Source organism: Kitasatospora sp. NPDC059327 (genome assembly GCF_042752535.1).
Taxonomy (GTDB): domain Bacteria; phylum Actinomycetota; class Actinomycetes; order Streptomycetales; family Streptomycetaceae; genus Kitasatospora.
The window spans coordinates 22,291-47,087 of record NZ_JBHYYB010000048.1; the positions used below are offsets into that span (position 1 = coordinate 22,291).

The following is a 24,797-nucleotide window of genomic DNA, read 5'->3' on the forward strand; positions in this document are numbered from 1 at the left end:
AGCCCTACCTGCGCGGCCGGATCATCGGCGCGCGCGGCCGGCTGGGCCCCCAGGAGGTGGGGAGAGGCGGGGTAACCCCGGGTGCCGGGAACCGACAGGGGCAGGGGCCCAAAAAAGCCCGCGGGGGGGGCGGCCGCGGGGGGGCGCCGGGGCCCCCCACGCCGGAGGCGGCCCGTCCGGTCACCGGCACGCGGCCGGCCGCTTCCGGCGACGCCGGTCACGGAGCGTCCCGGGCGGGGGTCGGGAACGGCGGTGTGATCGGGCGCTCGGCCCCGGATCCGCCGCCGGCCGTTGCGGCGGCCGGCCACCGCTGACACCATGGGCGCGCCGGGGGAAAGCGGCCGGTGGCGGGTGGTCCGAATAACGATATGTTGCACACTCAACGTAACGTGACATTGTACGCTGGTGTTCTGCGACCCACCCGGAGGAACACCATGGCCGACCTCAAACCCCGCACCCTGATCTCCGTTCAGGAGCGGCTGCGCGACCAGGTCGCCCACGCCCTCCGGGCCGCGTTGATCTCCGGTGAGCTGCGCCCCGGCGTGGTGTACTCCGCGCCCGCGCTCGCCGCCGACTTCGGCGTCTCCGCCACCCCCGTCCGGGAGGCGATGCTCGACCTCGCCCGCGAGGGTCTGGTGGAGGCCGTCCGCAACAAGGGATTCCGGGTCACCGAGCTGACCGAACGCGACCTCGACGACTTCACCGAGATCCGCGCCCTGATCGAGGTCCCGACCATCGGACGGGTCGCCCGGACGGCGACCGCCGAGCAGTTGGAGGCGCTGCGTCCGCAGGCGGAGGAGATCGTGGCCGCCGCCCGCAAGCACGACCTGATCGGCTACCTGGAGGCCGACCGGCAGTTCCACCTCGACCTGCTCGGCCTGGCCGGCAACTCCCGTCTGGTCGAGGTGGTCGGGGACCTGCGCAAGCGCTCCCGGCTCTACGGCCTCAACCGCCTCGACGAGCGCGGCGAGCTGGTCTCCTCCGCCGAGGAGCACCTGGAGCTGCTCGACCTGATGATCTCCGGCGACGCGGAAGCCGCCGAGGCCTGCATGTCCCGCCACCTCGGCCACGTCCGCTCGCTCTGGGCGGCCGGTCGGGAGGAGGCGCCGGAGGAGGCGCGCCCGGCGCTGCGGCTGCGGGCCCGGTAACGGCCCGGGGGCGCTCGTCCGGGCGGGGACCGACGATCGGGCGGCCGACGGCGTTCGCGTTCTACGACGATGCTCTCGACATCGGCACTCAGGAGGGACTTCATGTCCGCCGCCGCAGTGGAAGAGCCCGTGGCGCGGCCGACGTTGCTCGAAGTCGTCATCGTGGACCGGAGCAACCGGCGGCTGAGGGTGCTCACCGAGCCGCGGGACGGCGAGTACCGGGTGCGCGCCGTCCACCACCCCGGGCAGTCGTTCACGCTGCCCGAGTCGGCGGCGGTGACGCTCTCGGTGGACGACGTGCTCGCGGCGAACACGTAGCTCGCCGCGAGGAGTCGGCTCACGCCGCCGCCGGCACCGTGAGCCTCCCGTCGTGAACCTCGGCGACCCGGTCGACCGCCGTGAGATGGGTCCGGTCGTGGGTGACCAGCACGGTGGCGGTGGCGCGGCGGTGGGTGAGTTCGGTGATCAGGTCGAGGACGGCGGCGCCGCGCTCGTGGTCCAGCGCGCTGGTGGGCTCGTCGATCAGCAGCACCGTCGGGTCGTTCATCAGGGCGCGGGCGATGTTGACGCGCTGGCGCTGACCGCCGGAGAGCTGGTGCGGCCGCCGCGCCGCCCGGTCGCGCAGGCCCACGGCGGCCAGCAGGTCGAGGGCACGGGGGAGGGCGGCGCGCGGGGAGCGGCCGTCCAGGTGGGCCATCACCTGGAGCTGTTCGACGGCGGTCAGCGAGGGCAGCAGATTGGCCTGCTGGAAGACGATCCCGATCCGGTGCCGGCGCAGCGCGGTCAGCTCGGCGCGGTTCAGCCCGGTGGTCTCCACCCCGTCGACCACCACCCGGCCGCTGTCCGGGGTGGTCAGCGTCGCGGCGACCGCCAGCAGGCTGGACTTGCCGGAGCCGGACGGACCGACTACCGCGGTGATCGAGCCCTTGGGGACGGTGAGCGAGACCTCGTCCAGCGCGGTCAGCCGGCCGTCGCCGTCCGGGTAGGTCAGGGTGATGCGGTCGAGGTGCAGGCTCATCGGGCGCTCCCCAGGGCGGTCAGCGGGTCGACGGAGGTGATCCGGCGGACGGACAGGGCCGCGCCGACCGCGCCGAGCGCGATCATCACGACGGCCGGGACGAGGACGGTCGGGGCGTCCAGCACGAACGGCACCGCCGAACCGAGCAGCGCGCCGGCGCCGACCGCGATCGCCGTGCCGACGGCCGTGCCGAGCACCAGCAGCAGGACCGCCTGGCCGAGCGCGTCCTTGAGCAGGTAGCGGGTGGAGGCGCCCAGGGCCTTCAGCACCGCGATGTCCCCGCTGCGCTGGATCGTCCAGACGGTGAAGAACGCGCCGATCACCAGGGCGGAGATGGCGAACAGGAAGCCGCGCATCAGCTGCAGCGAGCCGTTCTCCGAGGTGTAGGAGCCGATCGCGGTGAGCGCGTCCTGCCGGTCCCGGGTCTCGGTGCCGTACCGGGCGTCCGCCGCGCCGAGGTCGGCGCCGGGGGCGGTGGTCAGGGCGATCACCGTGGCGTGGCCGGCGCCACCCGGGGCGACCGACTGCCAGTCGCCCAGGCTGGTCCAGACGACCGGCGTGTGGCTGAACGAGGCGTCGCCGGCCACCGCGGCGACCTGCAGCGGGCGCCCCGCCAGGGTGAACGTGGCGCCGGGCCGCAGGCCGCCGAGGTCCTCGGCGGCGGTCTGCGAGAGGACGGCCCGGCCGGGCCCCACCGACGCGCCCTGCGGGGCCAGCGACGAGCCGTCCGGCACGCCGAAGGCGGAGAGCGCGGCGGTGCGCTGCCCGGCGGCGGCCTTGGTGGTGGTGATGCCGAGCGGCTGCGCGGCGGTGACTCCCGGCACCCGGGCCCAGCCCTGCCACTGCTCGGGGGTGACCTGGGACTCGGTGAAGGAGAGCTTCTGGCCGTCGGCCGGGACGGCGAAGGCCAGGTGGTCGGCGGGCAGCCCGGTGATCGCCGAGATGTTCTGCCGGCCGAGGCCGGCCGTCAGGCCGGACAGCAGGCCGACCAGTACGGTGATCAGCACGACGACGGTTCCCATCAGGGCGAACCGCCCCTTGGCGAACCGCAGGTCCCTCCAGGCGACGAACACGTCCGCGTTCTCCTTCTTCGACGACTTGGTGACTTGGCGACTTGGTGACTTCGGTGACTCGGCGACGGGGTGCGTCACGGTGCGGGTCACGGCGGTGGTGGCGGTGGTGGCTCCGGTCGCGACACTCACCACGGTCGCGCGGAAGGGGGCCGGCGGGCATCGCGCGGGGGATTGGAACCTCGGCATCGAAGGGGAGAGGCGGAGTTCAACCTTTTGATTGATGCCGACCCGACGACTCGGACCCTAGGCTGGACGGATGGCGACCGAACGACCCCGAACCACCCCCGTCGCCCGCGTACTCCAGGTCTGCCTGCACCTGCTGGTGGCGGGCCTGCTCGCGCTGGCCGTGACCCGCGCGGTGGTCGGCCGGGGCGGTGATCCGGTGGCCGTCGTCGCCGCCGGCACGGCGATGGCCGCGGTCTACGCGGCCGGCCCGCTGGTCGGTGCCGTCCACCGGTCGGGGCGGGCCGTCGCGCTCTGGCTGGCCCTGCTCGGGGTGACCTGGGTGGGCGTACTGACCGCCACCCCGGACGGCGTCTGGCTCGCGTTCCCGCTGTGCTTCCTGGAGCTGCACCTGCTCGGCCGCCGGGGCGGGCTCGTCGCCGTCGCCCTCACCACCGCCGCCGCGATCGTGGCGTGGTCCTGGCACCAGCACACCGTCAGCCTCGCCGGGGCGATCGGGCCCACGCTCGGCGCGGCCGTCGCCGTCGTCACCGTCTACGGCTACCAGGCGCTCTCCCGGGAGAGCGAGGAGCGCCGCCGGCTGATCGACGAGCTCACCGCCGCCCGCGCGGGCCTGGACGCCGCCCACCACACCGCCGGTGTGCTGGCCGAGCGGGAACGGCTCGCCCGGGAGATCCACGACACCCTCGCCCAGAGCCTGTCCAGCATCCAGTTGCTGCTGCGCGCCGCCCAGCGGGCCCTGCCCGAGCGGACCGAGGCCGCGGCCGACTACGTCGAACAGGCCCGGCAGGCGGCCCAGGACAACCTCGCCGAGGCCCGCCGCTTCGTTCGCGCGCTCACCCCGCCCGACCTGGAGAGCGCCTCGCTGCCGGTCGCCCTCGAACGGCTCTGCGCGACCACGTCGGCGCACGCCGGCCTGCCCGTCCGGCTGCACGTCTCGGGCGACCCCGTCCGGCTGCCGGTGCCGCAGGAGGTCGCGCTGCTGCGGATCGCGCAGTCCGCGCTCGGCAACACGGTGCGGCACGCGAAGGCCTCGCACGCCGAGGTGACGCTCAGCTACATGGAGGGCGAGGTGGCGTTGGACGTGTTCGACGACGGGACGGGCTTCGACCCGGTGCGGGCCGCCGCGGCCGCGGGCGGGGAGAGCGGCTTCGGCCTGCCCTCCATGCGGGCCAGGGCGCGGTCCCTGGGCGGTACCTTCGCGGTGGAGTCCGCCCCGGGGGAGGGGACGGCGCTCGCCGTACTGCTGCCCGTCGTCGCCGCCACCGAGGACTCTCCGTGACCGAACCCGTGACCGAACCCGCGCCCCGCCCGGTGATCCGGCTGCTGCTCGCCGACGACCACCCGGTGGTCCGGGCCGGGCTGCGCGCCGTGCTGGAGAGCGAGCGGGACTTCGTCGTCGTCGCCGAGGCCGCCACCGCCGAACGGGCCGTGGAGCTGGCGGCCGAGGTCGAGGTGGACGTGGTGCTGATGGACCTGCAGTTCGGGCCGGGCTCGGCGATGAACGGTGCGCAGGCCACCGCGGCGATCACGGCACGCGCATCGGCTCCCCGGGTACTGATCGTCACCACCTACGACACCGACGCGGACACCCTGCCCGCGTTGGAGGCCGGCGCCACCGGGTACCTGCTGAAGGACGCGCCGCCGGAGGAGCTGGCCCGGGCCGTCCGCTCGGCGGCGCAGGGCCGGACGGCGCTGGCGGCGACGGTGGCAGACCGGTTGCTGGAGCGGATGCGGACGCCGTCGGCGGCGCTGAGCGCGCGGGAGACGGAGGTGCTGGGGCTGGTCGCGGACGGGCTGACCAACCAGTCGATCAGTCAGCGGCTGCACCTGAGCCAGGCCACGGTGAAGTCCCATCTGGTGCACATCTACGCGAAGTTGGGCGTGGACTCGCGGACGGCGGCGGTGCGGGAGGCACGGGTACGGGGGCTGATCCGGCGGGGAGCGTGAGGGGCCCGGGCGGCGGGCCGACGCGGGCGTAGGGTTGGGGGCCGAACCGTCGCGCGCAGTGGAGGAATCCGCCATGGCCGTCCGCCTCGACGCACTCGCCGTCCCCGTCATCGCCGCGCCCATGGCGGGCGGGGCGTCCACGCCGGAGCTGGTCGCTGCGGTGAACGCGGCCGGCGGCCTCGGGTTCCTGGCGGCCGGGTACCGCGGCGCCGCCGCGATGACCGAACAGATCGGCCGGGTGCGTGCGGTGACGGACCGGCCGTTCGGCGTGAACCTCTTCGTGCCCGCCGCGCCCGGCGACCCGCGGGCCGTCCGTGCCTACCGCGAGCACCTGCTGCCGGAGGCCGAGCGCTGGGGCGTGCGGCTGCCGGAGGCGATCGCGCCGGACCGCGACGACTGGGAGGCCAAGATCGCCGCGCTGCTGGCCGACCCGGTGCCCGTCCCCGTGGTGTCGTACACCTTCGGGCTGCCCACCCCGGAGGAGGTACGGGCGCTGCGGGCGGCCGGGGTGCACCAGGTCGCCACCGTGACCACGCCGGGGGAGGCGCGGCGCGCCGAGGCGGTCGGCGTGGACGCGCTCTGCGTCCAGGGCCCGGAGGCGGGCGGGCACCGCGCCACGCACGGGGTGGCGGACCGGCCGGAGGACCTCCCGCTGCTCGACCTGCTGCCCGCCGTCGGGGCGGTGACGACGCTGCCGCTGATCGCGGCGGGCGGGATCGCCGACGGCCCGGCGGTCGCGGCCGCGCTGCGGGCCGGGGCGGTGGCCGTCCAGGTGGGGACGGCGCTGCTGCGCGCGGACGAGTCCGGCGCGTCGGCGCCGCACCGGGCGGCCCTGACCGAGCTCCCGGAGACGGTGGTGACCAGGGCGTTCACCGGCCGTCCGGCGCGCGGTCTGCGCAACGCGTTCATCGACCGGTACGAGTGGTACGCGCCGGCGGCCTACCCGGAGGTCCACCACCTCACCCAGCCGCTGCGGGCGGCGGCCACCGGGCGGGCGGACACCGGGGCGATGCACCTGTGGGCGGGCACCGGCCACCGGGCGGCCCGCGGCGGTCCGGCGGCGGAGATCGTCCGGGAGCTGGGGGAGTCCGCCCGACGCTGAGCGCGGCGCGGTAGCGGTCATAGCGTCGTTCGGGTGTGGCCGCGGCACGCCCGCGATCGGCAGGCCGGGGGACCGCGGGCCGGAGCCTCACAGGCCGGGGGACCGGACGATCAAGGTCGCCCGAGTCCGTCCCCCGGCCGCGCGGTGGTCTCAGCCGAGCAGTTCGGCCATCCAGGACTCGACGGCGGAGGCGGTGCGGGGGAGCGCGTTCGACATCAGGCGGGCGCCGTCCGCGGTGATGACGAGGTCGTCCTCCAGACGGATGCCGAGCCCGCGCAGTTCGAGCGGGAGGGTCTCGTCGTCGGGCTGGAGGTAGAGACCGGGCTCGACGGTGAGCACGTGGCCCTCCTCCAGGACGCCGTCCAGGTACGTCTCGGTGCGGGCCTTGGCGCAGTCGTGCACGTCGAGGCCGAGCATGTGGCCGCTGCTGCAGAGGGTGTAGCGGCGGTAGAGGCCGCTGTCCTCGGCGATCGCCTGCTCGGCGGAGATGCGCAGGACGCCCCAGTCGGCGAGCCCCTCGGCGAAGACCCGCATCGCGGCGAGGTGGAAGTCGCGGAACCGCGCGCCGGGGCGCAGCGCGGCGATGCCGGCGTCCTGGGCGGCGAGCACCAGATCGTAGGCCTGGCGCTGGGCGGGGCTGAACGTGCCGCTCAGCGGGAGGGTGCGGGTGATGTCGGCGGTGTACAGGGTGTCGGTCTCGACGCCGGCGTCGAGCAGCAGCAGGGCGTTCGGGTCGAGCGCGCCGTCGTTGCGGATCCAGTGCAGGACGCAGGCGTGGGCGCCCGAGGCGGCGATGGTGTCGTAGCCGGTGCCGTTGCCCTCGGCGCGGGCGCGGAGGTTGAAGACGCCCTCGATCCAGCGCTCGCCGCGGGGGTGACGCAGGGCGGCGGGGAGTGCGCGGACGACGTCCTGGAAGCCGAGCACGGTGTGGTCGACGGAGAGCTGGAGCTGCTCGACCTCCCAGGCGTCCTTGACCAGGCGCAGTTCGGACAGGACGGCGGCGAGGGCGGCGTCGCTCTCGCGCCGGGCGGGCGAGCCGGGCCGGTCGGTGGCGGCGTCCAGGGCGCTGTCGACGCCGACCAGCACCCGGGTGCTGGGCTGCGGTCCGGTGAGCAGCTTGTCGAGGTCGTCGAGGTGCTCGGTGCGCAGGCCGGTGAGGCGGGTGGCCTCGGCGAGGTCGGGGCGGCGGCCGACCCAGAACTCGCCGTAGCGGCGGTCCCGGTAGAACTCGCTGCCGCGGACCGGGTCCCCGCCGCGCGGCGAGCGCGGGCGCAGGTACAGGACGGGCTCGTGGCCCTCGGGGCCGGCGGGCTCCAGGACGAGGACGTGGCCGGGCTGGTCCTCGCCGGTGAGGCCGGTGAGCCAGGCGTAGGCGCTGTGCGGGCGGAAGCGGTAGTCGTCGTCGTTGCTGCGGACCTTGAGCTCGCCGGCGGGGACGATCAGGCGCTCGCCTGGGAAGGCGGCGGAGAGCCGGGCGCGGCGGCCGGGCATGACGGCGTGGCCGGGGACGCGCCGGTCGTCGGCGAGTGGGGTGGGGGCCCAGGCGGTGGCCATGTAGGCCTCCAGGGCGGGGGAGGTCGGCAGGTCGTGGCTGCTGGTGTTCAGGCCGGTCTGACGGAGGGTCACCGGGGGACTCCTATGCGGGGCGGCGGGGCTGCACGGGACACAGCTCGATAACGGGATGCGTCATCTCTTGTGCAGTGCAATTTCACATTACTATGTTACGGGTCACACCGTGGAGCGGCTAGACCCGCCGAGGTCGCCCTCCCGGTCGGGCTCCGGATCACCTCCGGAGTTGGACGACGGGCCTCAACGGCGGCCCCCCACTGCGGAGTTGCACATGACCAGGCGCACCCACGCCGCCCTCGCGGCGGCCCTCGCGGCAACACTCACCCTCGGCCTCGGGGCGTGCAAGAACGACAAGAGCGACACCGCCGGCGACAGCGCGGCCGCCACGAACACCAAGGGCCCGGGCGCCGAAGCCGGCTCCATCGTCGGCGGCACCCCGGTCAAGGGCGGGACGCTCACCGTGCTGACCAACCAGGACTTCGCCCACCTCGACCCGGCCCGCAGCTGGGTCCTGCCGCACATGGACTTCGGTACCCGGCTGATCTACCGCACGCTGGTCACCTTCAAGTCCGAGCCGGGTGCCGCCGGCAGCGAGATCGTCCCGGACCTCGCCACCGACCTCGGCAAGTCCTCGGACGGGGGCAAGGTCTGGACCTTCACCCTGCGCGACGGTCTGAAGTACGAGGACGGCAGCCCGATCAAGGCCGCCGACATCAAGTACAACGTCGAGCGGTCCTTCTCCCCGGACCTCACCGGTGGCCCCGACTACGCCGTGCAGTACCTGGCCGGCGGCGAGAACTACAAGGGCCCGCTGACCGGCGAGCACCTGCCCAGCATCGAGACCCCCGACGACAAGACCATCGTCTTCCACCTCAAGCGCCCGGTCGCGGAGTTCTCCTACACCGCCACCCTGCCGACCTTCTCCCCGGTGCCGCAGTCGCAGGAGAAGGGCACGCAGTACGACTCGCGTCCGTTCTCCTCCGGTCCGTACAAGATCGCCTCCTACGACCGCGGCAAGCAGCTCGTGCTGGTCCGCAACGAGAACTGGGACCAGGCCTCCGACACGGTCCGCAAGGCCTACCCGGACAAGATCGTGGTCACCCAGGGCCTCAAGGGCGGCCAGGTCGACGACCGGATCATCGCCAGCGACGGCGCCGACGCCTCCAGCATCGAGATGCCGTGGATGCAGCACGAGTCCGCCTCGAAGGTGCTGCCCAAGCCGGAGCTCAGGGCCCGCATGGTGGCCGAGCAGACCGGTTGTACCGACATGCTGTACCTGAACACCGCCAAGGCGCCCTTCGACGACCCGAAGGTGCGCGAGGCGATGATGTACGCCGTCGACCGCGAGGCCCAGGTCACCGCGTTCGGCGGCCCGGCGCTCGCCGACGCCGCGACCTCCTACCTGCCGCCCGCGCTGACCGGCGGCGTCAAGGCCGACCCGCTGAAGATCCCGGCCGCCGGTGACCCGGAGAAGGCCAAGGAGCTGCTCAAGGCGGCCGGGAAGTCCGACCTCAAGGTCTCGCTGACCGTCTCCATCGGCGACAAGAGCCGCGGCGAGGCGCTCCAGCAGTCGTTGGCCAAGGCCGGTGTCCAGGTCACCGTCAACACCGTGGACGCGTCCGCCGTCGCCGACGCCGTCGGCGACACCAAGAACGCCCCAGAGCTGTACATCAACGGCTGGTGCCCGGACTACCCGTCCGCCGCGACCTTCCTGCCCTTCCTGTTCGACGGCCGCACCATCAAGGAGAAGGGCAACCAGGGCAACTACAGCCAGTTCCGGGACCAGGCCACGATGGACCGGATGGACCAGATCGCGGCGATGACCGACCTGGCCGAGGCCAACGCCGCCTGGAAGCAGCTCGACGCGGACCTGGTGAAGAAGGCCCCGGCCATTCCGCTGATGTGGCAGCGCCGCCCCCTGCTGGTCGGCACCAACGTGGCCGGCGCGTTCGGCAACTCCGGTTACGCCGGCATGCTCGACATGGCCACGGTCGGCCTCAAGGACCCTGCGAAGAGCCAGGGCTGAGGGACCGTCACCGATGAGTACAAGCACTGAGCCCGCCGCCGTGGAGAACACGGCGGCGGGCCCCGCGAAGGCCACCGGGCGAGGGCCCTGGCGGCTGGTCTGGGACCAGCTGTGGGCCAAGGGCTCGGCCAGGTTCGGCCTGATCACCGTCGCCCTGCTGATCCTGGCGGCCGCCCTGGCCGATCCGCTGAGCGCGCTCGGCGGTTGGACCCCCGAGGAGTTCGACAAGCGCGCCGTGGACCCCTACATCGGCGGCACGCCGATCGGCGACTTCGGCGGGATCGGCGCCCGGCACTGGCTCGGCGTCGAACCCGGCTCGGGCCGCGACCTGTTCGCCCGGGTCCTGCACGGCGGGCAGGTCTCGCTGCTGATCGCGTTCATCGCGACCGCCCTGGTCGTGGTCGTCGGCACGCTGGCCGGGATCGTGGCCGGCTACTTCGGCGGCCGCGTCGACGCGGCGCTCTCCCGGCTGATGGACCTCACGATGTCCTTCCCCTCGCTGATCTTCATGATCGCGATGATGTCGGTGGCCAAGGACGTCAACCGGATCCTGCTGATGACCCTGGTGATCGGCCTGTTCGGCTGGCCCGGCATCGCCCGGGTGGTCCGCGGCCAGACCCTCTCGCTCAAGCACCGCGAGTACGTCGAGGCGGCCAAGGTCGGCGGAGCGCGCTCCTGGCGCATCCTCACCCGGGAGATCCTGCCGAACGTGTCCGGCCCGATCATCGCCTACACCACGCTGCTGATCCCCGGCATGATCGCCACCGAGGCCGCGCTCAGCTACCTCGGCGTGGGCGTCCGCCCGCCCACCGCGTCCTGGGGCCAGATGATCGCCGAGAGCATCCTGCACTACGAGACCGATCCGACGTACTTCCTGATCCCGACGGTCTTCCTCTTCATCGCGGTGCTCGCCTTCACCCTGCTCGGTGACGCGCTGCGCGACATCCTCGACCCCCGGGGAGGCCGGTCGTGATCATCTACCTCGGCCGCCGGCTGATCGGCGTCACTGGCATCCTGCTCGCCATCTGCGCCATCACCTTCACCATCTTCTACCTGCTGCCCAACGACCCGGCCGCGGCCGCCTGCGGCAAGACGTGCAGCCCCGAGCGGCTCGCCGCCGTCAAGGTGGCGATGGGCCTGGACAAACCGGTCTGGGACCAGTTCGGCGCCTATCTGATCGGCATCTTCGCCGGCCGCGACTACGGCAGCGGCGCCAGCGCCGTGCACTGCGGCTTCCCGTGCCTGGGCTACTCCTACGAGTACGGGCTGCCGGTCTGGGACCTGCTCGCCGACCGCCTGCCGGTCTCGATCTCGCTCGCCGTCGGCGCGGCCGCGCTCTGGCTGGTCCTCGGCCTCGGCGCCGGCATCACCTCGGCCCTGCGCAAGGGCGGCCTCACCGACAAGACCCTGATGGTCCTCTCGGTGGGCACCGCGTCGCTGCCGGTCTACTTCACCTCGATCATGCTGATCTGGGGCGTCGTGCGGACCGCCGGCCTGCTGCCCTACCCGTCGTACCACGCGTTCACCGACGGCCCGCTCGACTGGGCCTCCAACCTGCTGCTGCCCTGGATCGCGCTGGCCCTGCTGTACGCGGCCATGTACGCCCGGCAGAGCCGCAACTCCATGATCGAGACGATGGCCGAGCCGTACATCCGGACGGCCCGCGCCAAGGGCCTGCCCGCGCTGACCGTGACGGTCAAGCACGGACTGCGGTCCGGCATGACGCCCATCCTGACGATCTTCGGAATGGACCTCGGCGGCCTGCTCGCGGGCGCCGTCATCACCGAGTCCATCTTCGGCCTGCCCGGGGTCGGCCGGCTCTTCTACGACGGGCTCACCCGCTCCGACCAGCCCGTCATCCTCGGCGTCACCCTGCTCGCGGCCTTCTTCATCGTCGCGGCGAACCTGCTGGTCGACCTGCTCTACGCGGTGGTCGACCCGAGAGTGAGGTACTGATGGCACTGTTGGAGGTCGAGGATCTCGCAGTCTCCTTCGACACCCCGCGCGGCACCGTCCGGGCCGTCGACGGCATCTCCTTCACCGTCGCGGCCGGGCAGACCCTCGGCCTGGTCGGGGAGTCCGGCAGCGGCAAGTCCGTCACCTCGCTGGCCGTGATGGGCCTGCACCGCGGCGCCGCCGTCTCCGGCTCGATCCGGCTCGCCGGACAGGAGCTGAACGGGCTGGGGGAGCGGCGGTTGGGCACCGTCCGGGGCCGGCGGATCGCCATGATCTTCCAGGACCCGCTGTCCAGCCTGCACCCCTTCTACACCGTCGGCGAACAGATCGCCGAGCACTACCGGGTGCACTTCAAGGCCTCCCGCAAGGCCGGTCGCGCGCGGGCCGTCGAGATGCTCGGCGAGGTCGGCATCCCCGAACCGGCCCGCCGGGTCGACGAGTACCCGCACCAGTTCTCCGGCGGCATGCGCCAGCGCGTGATGATCGCGATGGCGCTCGCCTGCGAACCCGACCTGCTGATCGCCGACGAGCCCACCACGGCCCTCGACGTCACCGTCCAGGCCCAGATCCTCGACCTGATCGCCCGCATCCAACAGGACCGCGGCCTCGGCGTCGTCATGATCACCCACGACCTCGGCGTGGTCGCCCGGGTCGCCCACGAGGTGTTGGTGATGTACGGCGGCCGGGCCGCCGAACAGGCCCCCGTGGACCGGCTGTTCGGCGCCCCCGCGCACCCGTACACCCGCGGGCTGCTCGACTCGCTGCCCCGCCTGGACGACACCGACGACGCCCCGCTGCGGGCCATCCCCGGCAGCCCGCCGTCGCTGATCGCCCCCGCCCCCGGCTGCTCCTTCGCCCCGCGCTGCGCCCGCACCGCCGCCGCCACCGCCGAGGAGCACGCCCGCTGCGTGGCCGAACGCCCCGCGTTCGGCCCGCTCGCCCCCGGCCACCAGGCCGCCTGCCACCTGCCACTGGTGCCGCTGGGAGCCCGCTCATGACCGACCGACCGCTGCCCTCCCAGTCGTCGGCCGACCGGCCGCGCTCCGCCGAACCGCTGCTGTCGGTCCGGGACCTGGTGAAGACCTTCCCCGGCAAGCGCGCCCGCACCGGCCGGGCCGGCGCCCCGATCCGGGCCGTCGACGGCGTGAGCTTCGACGTCGCCAAGGGCGAGACGCTCGGCCTGGTCGGCGAGTCCGGCTGCGGCAAGTCCACCACCGGGCGGATGATCGTCCGGCTGCTCGACCCGACCTCCGGCACCGTCACCTTCGACGGCACCGAGATCGGCGGCCTCTCCCAGGCCGCGCTGCGCCCGCACCGGCGGCACCTGCAGATGGTCTTCCAGGACCCGTACTCCTCGCTCAACCCCCGCCAGACGGTGGCCCGGATCATCTCCGAGCCGCTGCTGCTCCAGGGCTCCGGCGCGGCCGAGGCCCGCAAGCGGGCCGGCGAGCTGATGGAACTGGTCGGCCTGATCCCCGAGCACCTGGACCGTTACCCGCACGAGTTCTCCGGCGGCCAGGCCCAGCGGATCGGCATCGCCCGCTCGCTGGCCACCTCGCCGCGGCTGGTCATCGCCGACGAGCCGGTCTCCGCGCTGGACGTGTCCATCCAGGCCCAGGTGGTCAACCTGATGGAGCGGCTCCAGGACGAACTCGGCCTGGCGTACGTGTTCATCGCGCACGACCTCTCGGTGGTCAAGCGGGTCTGCGACCGGGTCGCCGTGATGTACCTCGGCCGGATCGTCGAGATCGGCGACAAGGCCCAGGTGTACGGCAACCCCGCGCACCCCTACACCCGGGCGCTGCTCTCCGCGGTGCCGCTGCCGGACCCGGCCGCCGAGCGGGCGCGCGAGCGGATCGTGCTGCTCGGCGACCCGCCGAGCCCGGCCAACCCGCCGTCCGGGTGCAGCTTCCACCCGAGGTGCCCGAAGGCCCAGGAGATCTGCCGGACCGAGCGTCCGCTGCTGCGGATCGCCGGGCCGGGCACCCGGGAGGCCGCCTGTCACTTCCCGGAGAACTGAGGCCCCTGCCGGGCCCGCCCGCCGCCGCACCGCTCTGCACCCCCACGCTGGGCGGTGCGGCTCCGAGCGTGTCCGACCGACACGCCTGCCGGCCGTACGTCCGCTCCACCCCCACCCCCCCCACAAGCCAGGAGCACCGGTGTCGACCCACCGCACCCCGAGCGGAGTTCCGCCTGCCGCGAGGCCGGTCCGGGCTGCCGTGTCCGCACCCGGCCGGCGGATCGCCGCCGACCGCACCCGTGAGGACCCGCCGCGGCGGTAGTCCTCCCACCGACGCCCGGTCGGGTGTGGCGGGGAACCTCACGAGGGCCGCATCCGACCGGGTTCCACCGGCGCGTCGCTTTGGCGGCGCGCCGGTGGTGTTTTGGGTGGTGGTGCCTCGGTGGTGCCGGCGGGGTGGGTCGTGCGCGCGCCGTCCGGTGTCGCGCGCGGCCCCGGCCGGGTGTCCCACCGGGGGCGGACGGCGTCGCCGCACGTTCGCCACGCGGGGCCGGGTCCGCCCCCGCCACCAGCCGGTCCTGTCGCCGTCCGCCCGTCACCCGTGTCCGGGAGGTGCGACGGTCCCGGCTCCGGTGTCCGGGAGGTGCGACGGTCCCGGCTCCGGTGTCCGGGAGGTGCGACGGTCCCGGCTCCGGTGCCCGGGACGCGGGGGGGGGCCGCCGCCCGCGCCCGGGGGGGGGGGCCCCGGCCCCCGGCGGGGGGGCCGGGTTGGCGCGCGGCCCCCGGCCCGGGGCCCGGCCCCGCGCGCGGCCCCCGGCCCCCGCCGGGGGGGCGGGCCCGGGGCCCGTCGCCGGGTCAGGAGGCCGGGCCCACCTTGACGGTGGTGATCCGCCCGCCCTGGGCTTCGCGGACGACCTCGATCTTCGTGTTGGTGTCGGGCACCTTCACGCCGAGCTGCGGCGTGGCGGGGTCGGAGTAGACCCCGGTGCGGTCGTTGAAGGCCGCCACGGCCGGCTCGGAGCCGATCCGCACCGGCACGCCGCCCTTGTGCAGGGTGAAGGCGGTGGTCGGCTTCAGCGAGAAGGTCGCGTCGAAGGTCTGCGCGCGGCCGTTGACCAGCGAGCCGTCGGCGAACCGGATCGGCGTCGGGTGGGCGTCGACCGGCAGGATCAGCCCGCCGCCCGGGTGGTCCTTGGTGTTGTTGTCGCCGTAGCCGGTGTCCCAGAGCCAGACCAGCACGCCCTCCTGGTACGGGTAGGTGTCGACGATGTCCTTCTTGCCGTCGACGCCCGCGTACCCGAAGTTGTACGGGCCGGTCTTCAGGAAGGCGCCGTACCCCGCGTACCGGCGGTTCTCCACCAGGTAGGCGCGCGGGTGCGGGGTGACCGCGGTGCGGCCCGTGACGACGGAGAACCCGGTGGCCGTCCAGCCGTTCGCGCCGTTCTCGGCGCCGTCGGCGAACAGCTCGGTGCCACCGGCGGCGATCCGGACGGCGTCGACCAGCACGCCGCGACCGTGGGTGTTGTTGTCCGAGGTGACGTGGAAGCGCAGCCGGACCTGCTGCCCCGCGTACCCGTCCAGCGGGACGGACAGCTGCCGGTAGGAGCCGGACGTGCCGGTCAGACCGGGGGTGTTGGCGGTGGTGTTGCCGATCGGCGCGCCGTCGACGGTGCCGCCGAGCGCCTTCCAGGTCTTCCCCTCGTCGGTGGAGGCCTCGACGGCGAGGAAGTCGTAGTCCTGCTCGATGTCGTACCAGGCGGCGGCGGTCAGCGTGACCGGGCCGGTCACCGAGCGCAGGTCGACCGTCCGGGCCAGCGAGTTGTCCAGGTTGTCGCCCGTCCCGCTCCACCAGTGCTTCGCGCCCTGGTTCGGGTCGGTCAGCTCGGTGCTGGTGGTGCCGTCGGGCAGGTGCACCAGTACGGCCTGGGCCTGGTCGGTGTTGTAGCCGCTGACGCCGAGCGCGTGGCTGGAGCGGGTGGCGGCCTGCGCCTCGTCGTAGTCGAGCCAGCCGAACTGCAGCTTGCTCCAGGCGTCGAGGTCCCCGGGGTAGCCACCGGTGGTGTTCCTGCCCTTGCCGAGGTACGAGCCGGAGGACATCAGCGACCAGAAGTTGACGCTGTTGTCGCCGCCGCTGGTGCTGTACAGGTCGGGCAGGCCGAGGTTGTGGCCGAACTCGTGGGAGAACAGGCCGACGCCGCTGTTCTCACCGCCCTGGACGTAGTCGTAGACGTACAGGCCGGTGTCGCCGACCGGTGCGCCGCCGATCCGGTTGCCCGCCGGGCCGGTCTGGCCGGCCGGGTCCGGGAAGGCCCAACTGCGGTGGGCCCACAGGGCGTCGGCGCCCTGCGCGCCGCCGCCCCAGGTCTCGTCGACGCCCGCGTGCACGACGACCACGTTGTCCAGGTAGCCGTCGGGCTGGTCGAACTCGCCGTCCTTGTCGTGGTCGTAGCGGTCGTAGACGTCGTACTGGGCCAGCTCGGCCTTGACGTCGGCGGCGGTGCGGCCCTTGGCGATCTCACCGTCGTACCAGGCCTTGACCGCGTCCCGGACGAACTCCTGCGCCTGGGTCCAGGCGCCGGACCCCTGGGGGCCCTTGTTGCTGCCGTACCGGGCCTCGTTGTACGGCACGGTGACCCAGTCGCTGACCGTGCCCTCGATGTCGTAGCGGCCGGAGGACTGGGTGCGGTAGTAGTTGCGCATCGAGACCGCGCCGGGCGTGTCGTCGAAGAACATCTGCTGGTAGTAGCCGCGGTCGAAGTCGCGGTTCCACAACGTGTGGTTGTCGCTCGCGCCGGGCTTGGGGATGGTGTCGTGCCGCGGACCGGGCGTGCCGCCGTAGCGGGCCTGGCCGTTGTACTGGGTGGTGTTGTCCACCTGGTCGCCGAACTGGGCGAGGATGACGAAGACCTTGTCCTTGCGCTGCTGCGCGAGTTGGACGTAGTCGTTGCCGATCTTCACCTTGGCGGGTGCCCGCTTCTGCGAAGTCTTGGCCACGGAGCCCTTGTTGAGCTGCTCCAGGGCCTTGGTGCGGAGCGACTGGCGCTCACGCTCCTGGGGCGCGAGCGGGCCGGGCGGGGCCTCGGCGCCGCCCTCCTCGGTGCCCTGGGCGGCGGCGGCCGCGGTGACGGCGGGGGAGGGGGGTGCGGCCTGGGCGGGGGTGCCGAGGAGGGTGGCCGCTATCGCGCTCGTGGTGAGCGCGGCCGCGAGTGCCGCGGACAGTCTGCGCAACTGACCGGTCCTTTCAGGACGGTGGGTGGTCGGGGGAGTCGGGAAACGGTCGATGGAGCGCAGGTAATATTTCACATGTCATGGGTCACATGGAAGACATCGGACGAGGTGACGGGGCCCGGATATGCGACCGGCCGCTCCCCGGGTGGGGAGCGGCCGGTCGTGGCTGGGTCGGCGGGTTACCCCAGGGCGTTCCGCAGGAAGGCGAGTTCGGCCGCCGTGATCTGCTCGTTCACCCCGTACGGGGTCATGTGGGTGACACCGGGCAGCGGCAGCACGCCGTGCGGGCGCCCCGCCCGGGTGAGCGCCTGGGACAGCAACAGGGTGTGCGACGGGTGCACGTTGTCGTCGGCCAGACCGTGGATCAGCAGCAGCGGCCGGGTGAGCGACGGCGCGTCGTCGATCAGGCAGTCCGCCGCGTAGCCCTCGGGGTTGTGCTGCGGCAGGTCGAGGTAGCGCTCGGTGTACGCGGTGTCGTACCGGCGGAAGTCGGTCGGCGCCGCGCCCGCGCAGGCCGCGTGGAAGACGTCCGGGCGGCGCAGGACGGCGAGCGCGGCGAAGTACCCGCCGTAGGACCAGCCGCGGACGCCGACCCGGCCGAGGTCGAGGTCCGGGTGGTCCTCGGCCAGCGCCCGCAGCGCGGCGACCTGGTCCTCCAGCGCGGCCTCGGAGAAGCGGCGGAAGATCGCCCGGGTGAAGGTGGGGGAGACGAACGGGGTGCCCCGGTTGTCGGTGGTGACGACCGCGAAGCCCTGGTCGGCCCACCACTGCCGGAGCTGCCAGCGGCGCGGCTCGTTCGCCACGGCCTGGAAGCCGGGACCGCCGTAGACGTCGAGCAGGACGGGCAGCCGGCGGCCCGGCTGGTGGTCGCGCGGGTACACCACGGCGGTGGGCAGGCCGTGCTCGGTGACCCGGGCCAGCCGCGGCTCGACCCGGTAGGGCAGGGCGGCGGACAGATCGGTGAGCGTCACCTCGCCCGCGGGGCCGGTGACCCGGCGGCGCACGCCGTCGGGGTCGGCCGAGACGAGCAGCAGGGTGTCGGCGGCGGCGAGCGCTGAGTGGACGCCGGGGCCGGAGCCGATCCGCTCGGGGGCGCCGCCGTCCGGATCGATCAGGTGGACGTACTGGTCTGCCGGGTCGCCCTCGCCGGTCTCGCAGAGCAGCTTGCCGCGCAGCCGCCCGACCACCCGGCGGATCTGCAGGCCGGCGGTGTCGAGCGGCTTGCCGTCCAGCGCCAGGCCGCGCGCCTCGGGGATGTCGTGCACGGTGAGCAGCCTGCCGCCGTCCAGCCGGGCGGGGGTGCCCGGCAGGTCGTCGACCCAGAACTCGTCGGTGGTGCGGGAGAGTTCGCGGGTGTCGCCGGTGGCCGGGTCGGCGGTGAGCAGCAGCACGTTCTGCTGCAGGCGGTCGGCGACGGTGAGCAGGACCTCGCCGGCGTCGGCCCACTCGGCCGCGCAGAGGTACGGGAACTCCTCGGCGTCCCAGCGCAGTCGGATCCGGGTGCCGTCCAGGCCCAGGACCCAGAGCTGGACGTCCGCGTTGGGCCCGCCGGCCTGCGGGTAGGCGAAGTCCTCGGGCTCCTCGTCCGGGCGGGCCGGGTCGGCGAAGTGCTTCCGGGGCAGGGCGGATTCGTCGACCCGGGTGGCCAGCAGCGCGGTGCCGTCCGGGTGCCACCAGTGGCCGCGGGAGCGTCCCAGCTCCTCGGCGGCGGCGAACTCGGCGACGCCCCAGCGGGCGCCGTCGGCGGGGCTCAGCGGCGGGTGGCCGGGGGTGACGTGCAGGGCGTCGCCGGCGACGTAGGCGACGCGGTGGCCGGCCGGGTCGGGGTGCGGGTCGAAGGCGGGCCCGGAGACGGGGAGTTCGGCGCAGGTGCCGGCGGTGGTGTCGGCGCGGAACAGCCGTCCGTCCAGGGCGAACACGGCGACCGCGAGGTCCGCGGTCGCGGCGAAGGTGCCGATGCCGGCGGCGGTCAGCCTGGTGCGTTCGCGCAGTCGGCGTTCGACGGCGGGCAGGTCGTCCCGGTCGCCGCGGCGGTCCGGGGCGAGCGCGGCGGGGTCGGCGACCAGGCGCTCCTCGCCGGTGGCGAGGTCGAGCAGGTGGAGCCGGTCGACCCGGTCCTCCGGGCCGGTCGAACGGAGCAGCAGCAGCCGGGTACCGTCCTCGCTGAGGGTGATCGCACGCGGGGCGCCGTAGCCGAAGCGGCCGGTTCGGACGCTGAGGTCGAGGAAGGGGTCGGTGATGGTCACCGCCCGATGTTCGCCGCGCGACACCGTCCTGGACCAGTAGCGCGTCATGTGAAATGTCACACACCACTTATGATCTCACCCATGGAGGCGAAGTGATCGAGTACCTGCGGACCGTCGAAGCCCCGGTGCCACTGCCCGGTGCGGACGGGCTGTTCACCCTGGACCCGGCGGTGGCCCACCTCAACCACGGGTCGTACGGCGCGGTACCCGTCCCGGTCCAGCGGCTGCAGGAGCGGCTGCGGGTGGAGCAGGAGCGCGATCCGGACGGTTTCTTCGCCGACCTGCCCGGCCGGGTCGCCGCCGCCCGGACCCGGATCGCCGCCGATCTGGGCACCGACCCGGCCGGGCTCGCCCTGGTCGCCAACGCCACCGAGGCCGTCGCGGTCGCCCTGGACAGCGTCCCGCTCACCGCCGGGGACCGGATCCTGGTCACCGATCACGGCTACGGGGCCGTGACCTGGGCGGTGCGGCGCCGGGCCGAGGAGGTCGGGGCCGAGGTCGACACCGTCCGGCTGCCGTTGGACGCCCCGGACGAGGAGGCGGTCCGGGACGCCGTGCTCGCCGCCGTCGGCGGGCGCACGGTGCTGGCGGTGCTCGACCAGATCAGCTCGCCCACCGCGCGCCGGATCGCCGGACCGGGCCTGCTCGCCGCCCTGCGCGAGCGCGGCGTGACCACCGTGGTGGACGGCGCCCACGCCCCCGGCATGCTGGCCGCCCCGGTCGAGGGGGAGGCCGACTTCTGGTTCGGCAACCTGCACAAGTGGGCCTTCGCCCCGCGCGCCACCGGTGTGCTGGCCGTCCGCCCGGAGTGGACCGGCCGGGTCCGCCCGCTCGCCGTGTCCTGGGAGCACGGGCGGGGCTACCCGGCGAACGTGGAGTGGCGCGGCACCTGCGACTACACGCCCTGGCTGGCCGCCCCGGCCGGCTTCGAGCTGCTGCGCGGGCTCGGCGCGGACCTGGTCCGCGGGCACAACGAGGAGCTCGCGGTCCACGGTGGCGCGGTGCTGGCCGACCGTCTCGGGTTGACGCCGCTGCCGGCCGAGCCGGGCGTGTCGATGCGGGCGCTGCGGCTGCCCCCGGGTCGGGGCGAGAGCGAGGAGGAGGCCCGCGGGCTGATGGCCCTGCTGTGGCGGCGGCACGCCGTCCGGACGGTGGTGCGGGCCTGGCCGGGGGGCGGGGTGCTGCGGATCAGCGCGCAGCTGTACAACCGGCCGGACGAGTACCGGACCCTGGCGGCGGGCCTCGCGGAGCTGCTGTCCGACCGGTGACGGGGCCGGTCGGGGCCGGTGCGGCGGCCCGGGGCGGTCCTGGCCGGTGCCGGGGTGGGTGCCGGTGCCGGAATTCGGTGTGCCGGTCTCGGTGCCGATGCCCGGCCGGGTGTCAGTCGGCGCCGGCCCGCAGTTCGGCGAGCAGGGTGTTCTGCTCGGCGATCAGCCCGGTGAGGATCCGCCGGGCGGTCCGCAGCAGATCGGCCACCTCGGTGCCGGACAGCGCGTACACCACCGTGCTGCCCTCGCGGGTGGCGGTGACGATGCCGGACCGGCGCAGCACGGCGAGCTGCTGGGAGAGGCTGGACGGTTCTATCGTCAGCTCGGCCAGCAGGTCGCGGACGGGCGTCGGTCCGGCCTGCAGCAGCTCCAGCACCCGGATCCGGACGGGGTGGCCGAGCATCCGGAAGAACTCGGCCTTGGCCTGGTACAGCGCGACCGCCACAGCGCTCCTTTCCTGGTGCCCGGCCCGCTCAGATCTCCAGCGCGACCTCGATCCGCTTCAGCTGGTGGCGGGCCATCGCCAGGTTGGCGCGGGCGCGGTTGAGCGCCAGGAACAGGAAGAGCCCCCGGCCGTTGGGCATGGTGAGCGGCCGGAGCAGGTGGTACTGGCTGGTGAGGCTGACCAGGATGTCCTCGATCTCGTTGTCGTGGAGGTTGAGCAGCTCCATGGCCCGCATCTTGGCCCGGACCACGTCGGTGTTGCCGGCGGCGGCGACGTTGAGGTCCAGCTCGCCGCCCTCGCCGAGGGTGCCGAGCGCCATGCCGCTGCCGTAGTCGACGAGGGCCACGCCGATCGCGCCCTCGATGGCCATGGCCTCCTTGAGCGAGGCCTCCAGGTTCGCCATCGTCTTCTCCTCCTGTGAGCGGGGGACTCCCCTGTGTGGTGGCTGTGGGACCGAATGTAGGGAGGCGGGACGGCAGAGCAGCGGGGATGACCGGAGACCTTCGAAGATGACCGCTTCCTGGCCACTTGAAGACATTTGCAACTATGGATGTGAGAGAGAACCGATCCGATGGCGCGAAAATCGGTGCTATCGATGTCAGTCCTCCCGGGTAACCTCTCGCTGAGATGCGAGATCACACCAATCACACCCGGACGGCGATGAACACCCCTGAGCCCGAGCAGCCCGAAGACCGGGAGCTCAGCCCCGCCGAGGCGTACGCGGCCTTCCGCCGCCGGGCCAAGGAGCAGGCCACCGCCCTGTACGGCTTCCAGCAGCTCTACGACTTCCCGCTGGACGACTTCCAGCTGGAGGCCTGCCGGGCCCTGGAGGACGGCGAGGGCGTCCTGGTCGCCGCGCCCACCGGCTCCGGCAAGACGATCGTCGGCGAGTTCGCCGTGCACCTCGCCCTCCAGTCCGGGCGCAAGTGCTTCTACACCACGCCCATCAAGGCCCTCTCCAACCAGAAGTTCGGGGACTTGGTCAAGCGCTACGGCGCGGCCAAGGTCGGCCTGCTCACCGGTGACAACAGCGTCAACGGGGACGCCCCCGTGGTGGTGATGACCACCGAGGTGCTGCGCAACATGCTCTACGCGGGCTCCTCCGCGCTCGACGGCCTCGGCTACGTGGTGATGGACGAGGTGCACTACCTCGCCGACCGCCTCCGCGGCGCCGTCTGGGAGGAGGTCATCATCCACCTCCCCGAATCGGTCGTGCTGGCCTCGCTCTCCGCGACCGTCTCCAACGCCGAGGAGTTCGGCGACTGGCTGGACACCGTGCGCGGCGGCACCAAAGTGATCGTCTCCGAGCACCGCCCGGTGCCGCTCTGGCAGCACGTCATGGCCGGCAACCGGATGTACGACCTGTTCTCCAACCCGGACCGCGACGGCCGCCCCAAGGACGCCCCGCGCAACCCGGCCAAGGCCGTCAACCCCGAGCTGGTCCGGCTCGCCCGCTCCGAGCTGGACCGCAACCCGCGCGACCGGTTCGGCCGCGGCCGGGGCCGGTCGATGCCCAACGGCCGGCCGGGCAAGGTCTGGACGCCGGGCCGGGTCGACGTGATCGACCGGCTCGACGCCGAGGGCCTGCTCCCCGCCATCACCTTCATCTTCAGCCGGGCCGGCTGCGAGGCCGCCGTCCAGCAGTGCCTCAGCTCCGGCCTGCGGCTCAACAAGGAGGAGGACCGCGGCCGGGTACGGGCCATCGTCGAGGAGCGCTGCGCCGACATCCCCGACGAGGACCTCCACGTCCTCGGCTACTTCGAGTGGCTCGACGGGCTGGAGCGCGGCATCGCCGCCCACCACGCCGGGATGCTGCCGCGGTTCAAGGAGGTGGTCGAGGAGCTCTTCGTGAAGGGCCTGGTCAAGGCCGTCTTCGCGACCGAGACGCTGGCACTCGGCATCAACATGCCCGCCCGTTCGGTGGTCATGGAGAAGCTGGTCAAGTGGAACGGCGAGACGCACGCCGACATCACTCCCGGTGAGTACACCCAGCTCACCGGCCGGGCCGGCCGGCGCGGTATCGACGTCGAGGGCCACGCGGTGGTGCTCTGGCAGCGCGGGCTCGACCCGGAGGCGCTGGCCGGCCTGGCGGGCACCCGCACCTACCCGCTGAAGTCCTCCTTCCGGCCGTCCTACAACATGGCCGTCAACCTGGTCTCGCAGTTCGGCCGGCACCGCTCCCGCGAGCTGCTGGAGACGTCCTTCGCGCAGTTCCAGGCGGACCGCTCGGTGGTCGGCATCGCCCGCCAGGTCCAGCGCAACGAGGAGGGCCTGGACGGCTACCGCGCGTCCATGACCTGCCACCTGGGCGACTTCGACGAGTACATGGGTCTGCGCCACCAGCTCAAGGAGCGCGAGAACGAGATGGCCCGCGAGGGCAGCAGCCAGCGCCGCGCGGCCGCCGTCGAGTCCATCGAGCACCTCAAGCCGGGCGACGTCATCCACGTCCCCACCGGCAAGTTCGCCGGGCTCGCGCTCGTCCTCGACCCGGGCCTGCCGCCGGTCAGCCGCAACGGCCGGGTCGGCTCGCGCCACCCCGACTACCAGGACGGCCCGCGCCCGGTGGTGCTCACCGCCGAGCGGCAGGTCAAGCGGCTCGCCATGATCGACTTCCCGCACCCGGTCGCCGCCGTCGAGCGGGTGCGCATCCCCAAGTCCTTCAACCCGCGCAGCCCGCAGTCCCGGCGCGACCTCGCCTCCGTGCTGCGCACCAAGGCGGGCCACCTGGAGCCCGAGCGGTTCCGCAAGGGCCGCGCGGCCGCCGCCGACGACCCGGAGATCAGCCGGCTGCGCGCCGCGCTGCGCCAGCACCCTTGCCACGGCTGCGACGAGCGCGAGGACCACGCCCGGTGGGCCGAGCGCTACCACCGGCTGCACCGCGACACCGAGCTGCTGGAGCGCCGGATGCGCTCCCGCACCCACACCATCGCCCGCACCTTCGACCGGGTCTGCGGGCTGCTGACCGACCTCGGCTACCTCAGTGGGGACACCGTCACCGACGACGGCCGGCGGCTCGGCCGGCTCTACGGCGAGCTGGACCTGCTCGCCTCCGAGTGCATCCGCGAGGGTGTCTGGAACGGCCTGGCCGCCGCCGAGTTGGCCGCCTGCGCCTCCGCCCTGGTCTTCGAGGCCCGCCAGTCCGACGACGCCACCGCCCCCCGGGTGCCCGAGGGCGCCACCAAGGAGGCACTCGGCCAGATGATCCGGATCTGGGGCCACCTGGACGCCCTGGAGGAGCAGCACCGGATCAACACGGCCGAGGGCGTCGGCCAGCGCGAGCCGGACGTCGGCTTCGCCTGGGCCGCCTACCGCTGGGCCCTCGGGCACAGCCTGGACTCGGTCCTGCGCGACGCCGACATGCCGGCCGGTGACTTCGTGCGCTGGACCAAGCAACTGATCGACGTCCTCGGCCAGATCCAGGACGCGGCGGGCGAGGACGCCGAGCTGCGCAGGACGGCGCGCAAGGCCGTCGACGGGCTGCGCCGGGGCATCATCGCGTACTCGTCGGTGAGCTGAGCCCGGTCCGCCCACCGTGGTGGCCGCGCTGGCTCTGCGGGCGGGACCCCGGCGCCCACGCCTCGCGGACCCGCCCCCCCCCCCGCCGCCGGGGGGGCGCCCCCCCGGG

19 protein-coding genes are annotated in these 24,797 nt (G+C 73.7%); 12 read left to right on the forward strand and 7 right to left on the reverse strand.

The genetic code is table 11. From position 1 onward, the window contains the following. The first annotated feature begins 434 nt into the window (after positions 1-434). Complete coding sequence (locus ACFXHB_RS26305) at positions 435-1,148, forward strand: GntR family transcriptional regulator (RefSeq protein WP_380577095.1); 714 nt, start codon at positions 435-437, stop codon at positions 1,146-1,148. A gap of 102 nt (positions 1,149-1,250) precedes the next feature. Next, complete coding sequence (locus ACFXHB_RS26310; protein WP_380577096.1) at positions 1,251-1,466, forward strand: hypothetical protein; 216 nt, start codon at positions 1,251-1,253, stop codon at positions 1,464-1,466. Between the two features lie 19 nt (positions 1,467-1,485). On the opposite strand, the gene ACFXHB_RS26315 is transcribed toward ACFXHB_RS26310, so the two are convergent. After that, on the reverse strand, positions 1,486-2,166 hold the full coding sequence (locus tag ACFXHB_RS26315; protein ID WP_380577097.1) for an ABC transporter ATP-binding protein: 681 nt from the start codon (positions 2,164-2,166) through the stop codon (positions 1,486-1,488). Next, positions 2,163-3,239: an ABC transporter permease gene (locus ACFXHB_RS26320; protein ID WP_380577133.1), complete on the reverse strand. Its 1,077-nt coding sequence runs from the start codon at positions 3,237-3,239 to the stop codon at positions 2,163-2,165. The genes ACFXHB_RS26315 and ACFXHB_RS26320 overlap by 4 nt, the downstream gene beginning before the upstream one ends. A 256-nt stretch (positions 3,240-3,495) precedes the next feature. On the opposite strand from ACFXHB_RS26320, the gene ACFXHB_RS26325 reads away from it, so the two are divergent. The 3 genes from ACFXHB_RS26325 to ACFXHB_RS26335 all read left to right on the forward strand — a co-directional run bounded on the left by ACFXHB_RS26325 (position 3,496) and on the right by ACFXHB_RS26335 (position 6,474). Then, on the forward strand, positions 3,496-4,704 hold the full coding sequence (locus ACFXHB_RS26325) for a sensor histidine kinase (protein WP_380577098.1): 1,209 nt from the start codon (positions 3,496-3,498) through the stop codon (positions 4,702-4,704). Next, on the forward strand, positions 4,701-5,372 hold the full coding sequence (locus tag ACFXHB_RS26330) for a response regulator (RefSeq protein ID WP_380577099.1): 672 nt from the start codon (positions 4,701-4,703) through the stop codon (positions 5,370-5,372). Before ACFXHB_RS26325 ends, ACFXHB_RS26330 begins: the two co-directional genes overlap by 4 nt. Before the next feature lie 73 nt (positions 5,373-5,445). Then, on the forward strand, positions 5,446-6,474 hold the full coding sequence (locus ACFXHB_RS26335; protein ID WP_380577100.1) for a nitronate monooxygenase: 1,029 nt from the start codon (positions 5,446-5,448) through the stop codon (positions 6,472-6,474). Positions 6,475-6,624: 150 nt separating this feature from the next. On the opposite strand, the gene ACFXHB_RS26340 is transcribed toward ACFXHB_RS26335, so the two are convergent. Beyond that, positions 6,625-8,100 (reverse strand): aminopeptidase P family protein, encoded by a 1,476-nt coding sequence (locus tag ACFXHB_RS26340; RefSeq protein WP_380577101.1) that lies wholly within the window; start codon positions 8,098-8,100, stop codon positions 6,625-6,627. 214 nt (positions 8,101-8,314) lie between these two features. Here ACFXHB_RS26340 and ACFXHB_RS26345 point away from each other — a divergent pair, with 214 nt between their 5' ends. Genes ACFXHB_RS26345 through ACFXHB_RS26365 form a run of 5 tightly spaced genes read left to right on the forward strand, consistent with a single transcriptional unit; the run spans position 8,315 to position 14,045 of the window. Continuing rightward, a complete protein-coding gene (locus ACFXHB_RS26345; protein ID WP_380577102.1) occupies positions 8,315-10,069 on the forward strand; it encodes an ABC transporter substrate-binding protein in 1,755 nt (584 codons plus the stop codon). A 13-nt stretch (positions 10,070-10,082) separates the two neighbouring features. Beyond that, entirely contained in the window at positions 10,083-11,042 is a 960-nt protein-coding gene (locus ACFXHB_RS26350; protein ID WP_380577103.1) for an ABC transporter permease, read from the forward strand. Next, positions 11,039-12,025 carry an ABC transporter permease gene (locus ACFXHB_RS26355; RefSeq protein WP_380577104.1) on the forward strand — a complete coding sequence of 329 codons (987 nt, stop codon included), beginning with the start codon at positions 11,039-11,041 and terminating at the stop codon, positions 12,023-12,025. The genes ACFXHB_RS26350 and ACFXHB_RS26355 overlap by 4 nt, the downstream gene beginning before the upstream one ends. Beyond that, entirely contained in the window at positions 12,025-13,023 is a 999-nt protein-coding gene (locus tag ACFXHB_RS26360) for an ABC transporter ATP-binding protein (RefSeq protein WP_380577105.1), read from the forward strand. The genes ACFXHB_RS26355 and ACFXHB_RS26360 overlap by 1 nt, the downstream gene beginning before the upstream one ends. Further along, complete coding sequence (locus tag ACFXHB_RS26365) at positions 13,020-14,045, forward strand: ABC transporter ATP-binding protein (protein ID WP_380577106.1); 1,026 nt, start codon at positions 13,020-13,022, stop codon at positions 14,043-14,045. Before ACFXHB_RS26360 ends, ACFXHB_RS26365 begins: the two co-directional genes overlap by 4 nt. Positions 14,046-14,840: 795 nt before the next feature. Here ACFXHB_RS26365 and ACFXHB_RS26370 read toward each other — a convergent pair. Together ACFXHB_RS26370 and ACFXHB_RS26375 are read right to left on the reverse strand one after the other, a co-directional pair. Beyond that, positions 14,841-17,213 (reverse strand): immune inhibitor A domain-containing protein, encoded by a 2,373-nt coding sequence (locus tag ACFXHB_RS26370; RefSeq protein ID WP_380577107.1) that lies wholly within the window; start codon positions 17,211-17,213, stop codon positions 14,841-14,843. Positions 17,214-17,392: 179 nt separating this feature from the next. Next, a complete protein-coding gene (locus ACFXHB_RS26375) occupies positions 17,393-19,459 on the reverse strand; it encodes a prolyl oligopeptidase family serine peptidase (RefSeq protein ID WP_380577108.1) in 2,067 nt (688 codons plus the stop codon). Positions 19,460-19,551: 92 nt separating this feature from the next. Between ACFXHB_RS26375 and ACFXHB_RS26380 the strand changes: the two genes are divergently transcribed. Further along, a complete protein-coding gene (locus ACFXHB_RS26380; protein WP_380577109.1) occupies positions 19,552-20,727 on the forward strand; it encodes an aminotransferase class V-fold PLP-dependent enzyme in 1,176 nt (391 codons plus the stop codon). 112 nt (positions 20,728-20,839) lie between these two features. On the opposite strand, the gene ACFXHB_RS26385 is transcribed toward ACFXHB_RS26380, so the two are convergent. Both ACFXHB_RS26385 and ACFXHB_RS26390 read right to left on the reverse strand, forming a co-directional pair. After that, positions 20,840-21,172, reverse strand: a complete 333-nt coding sequence (locus ACFXHB_RS26385) for an ArsR/SmtB family transcription factor (protein ID WP_380577110.1) — start codon at positions 21,170-21,172, stop codon at positions 20,840-20,842. A 28-nt stretch (positions 21,173-21,200) separates the two neighbouring features. Beyond that, positions 21,201-21,575, reverse strand: a complete 375-nt coding sequence (locus tag ACFXHB_RS26390; protein WP_380577111.1) for a hypothetical protein — start codon at positions 21,573-21,575, stop codon at positions 21,201-21,203. Positions 21,576-21,832: 257 nt separating this feature from the next. Here ACFXHB_RS26390 and ACFXHB_RS26395 point away from each other — a divergent pair, with 257 nt between their 5' ends. Further along, positions 21,833-24,688, forward strand: a complete 2,856-nt coding sequence (locus ACFXHB_RS26395) for a DEAD/DEAH box helicase (RefSeq protein WP_380577112.1) — start codon at positions 21,833-21,835, stop codon at positions 24,686-24,688. Positions 24,689-24,797 lie beyond the last annotated feature (109 nt).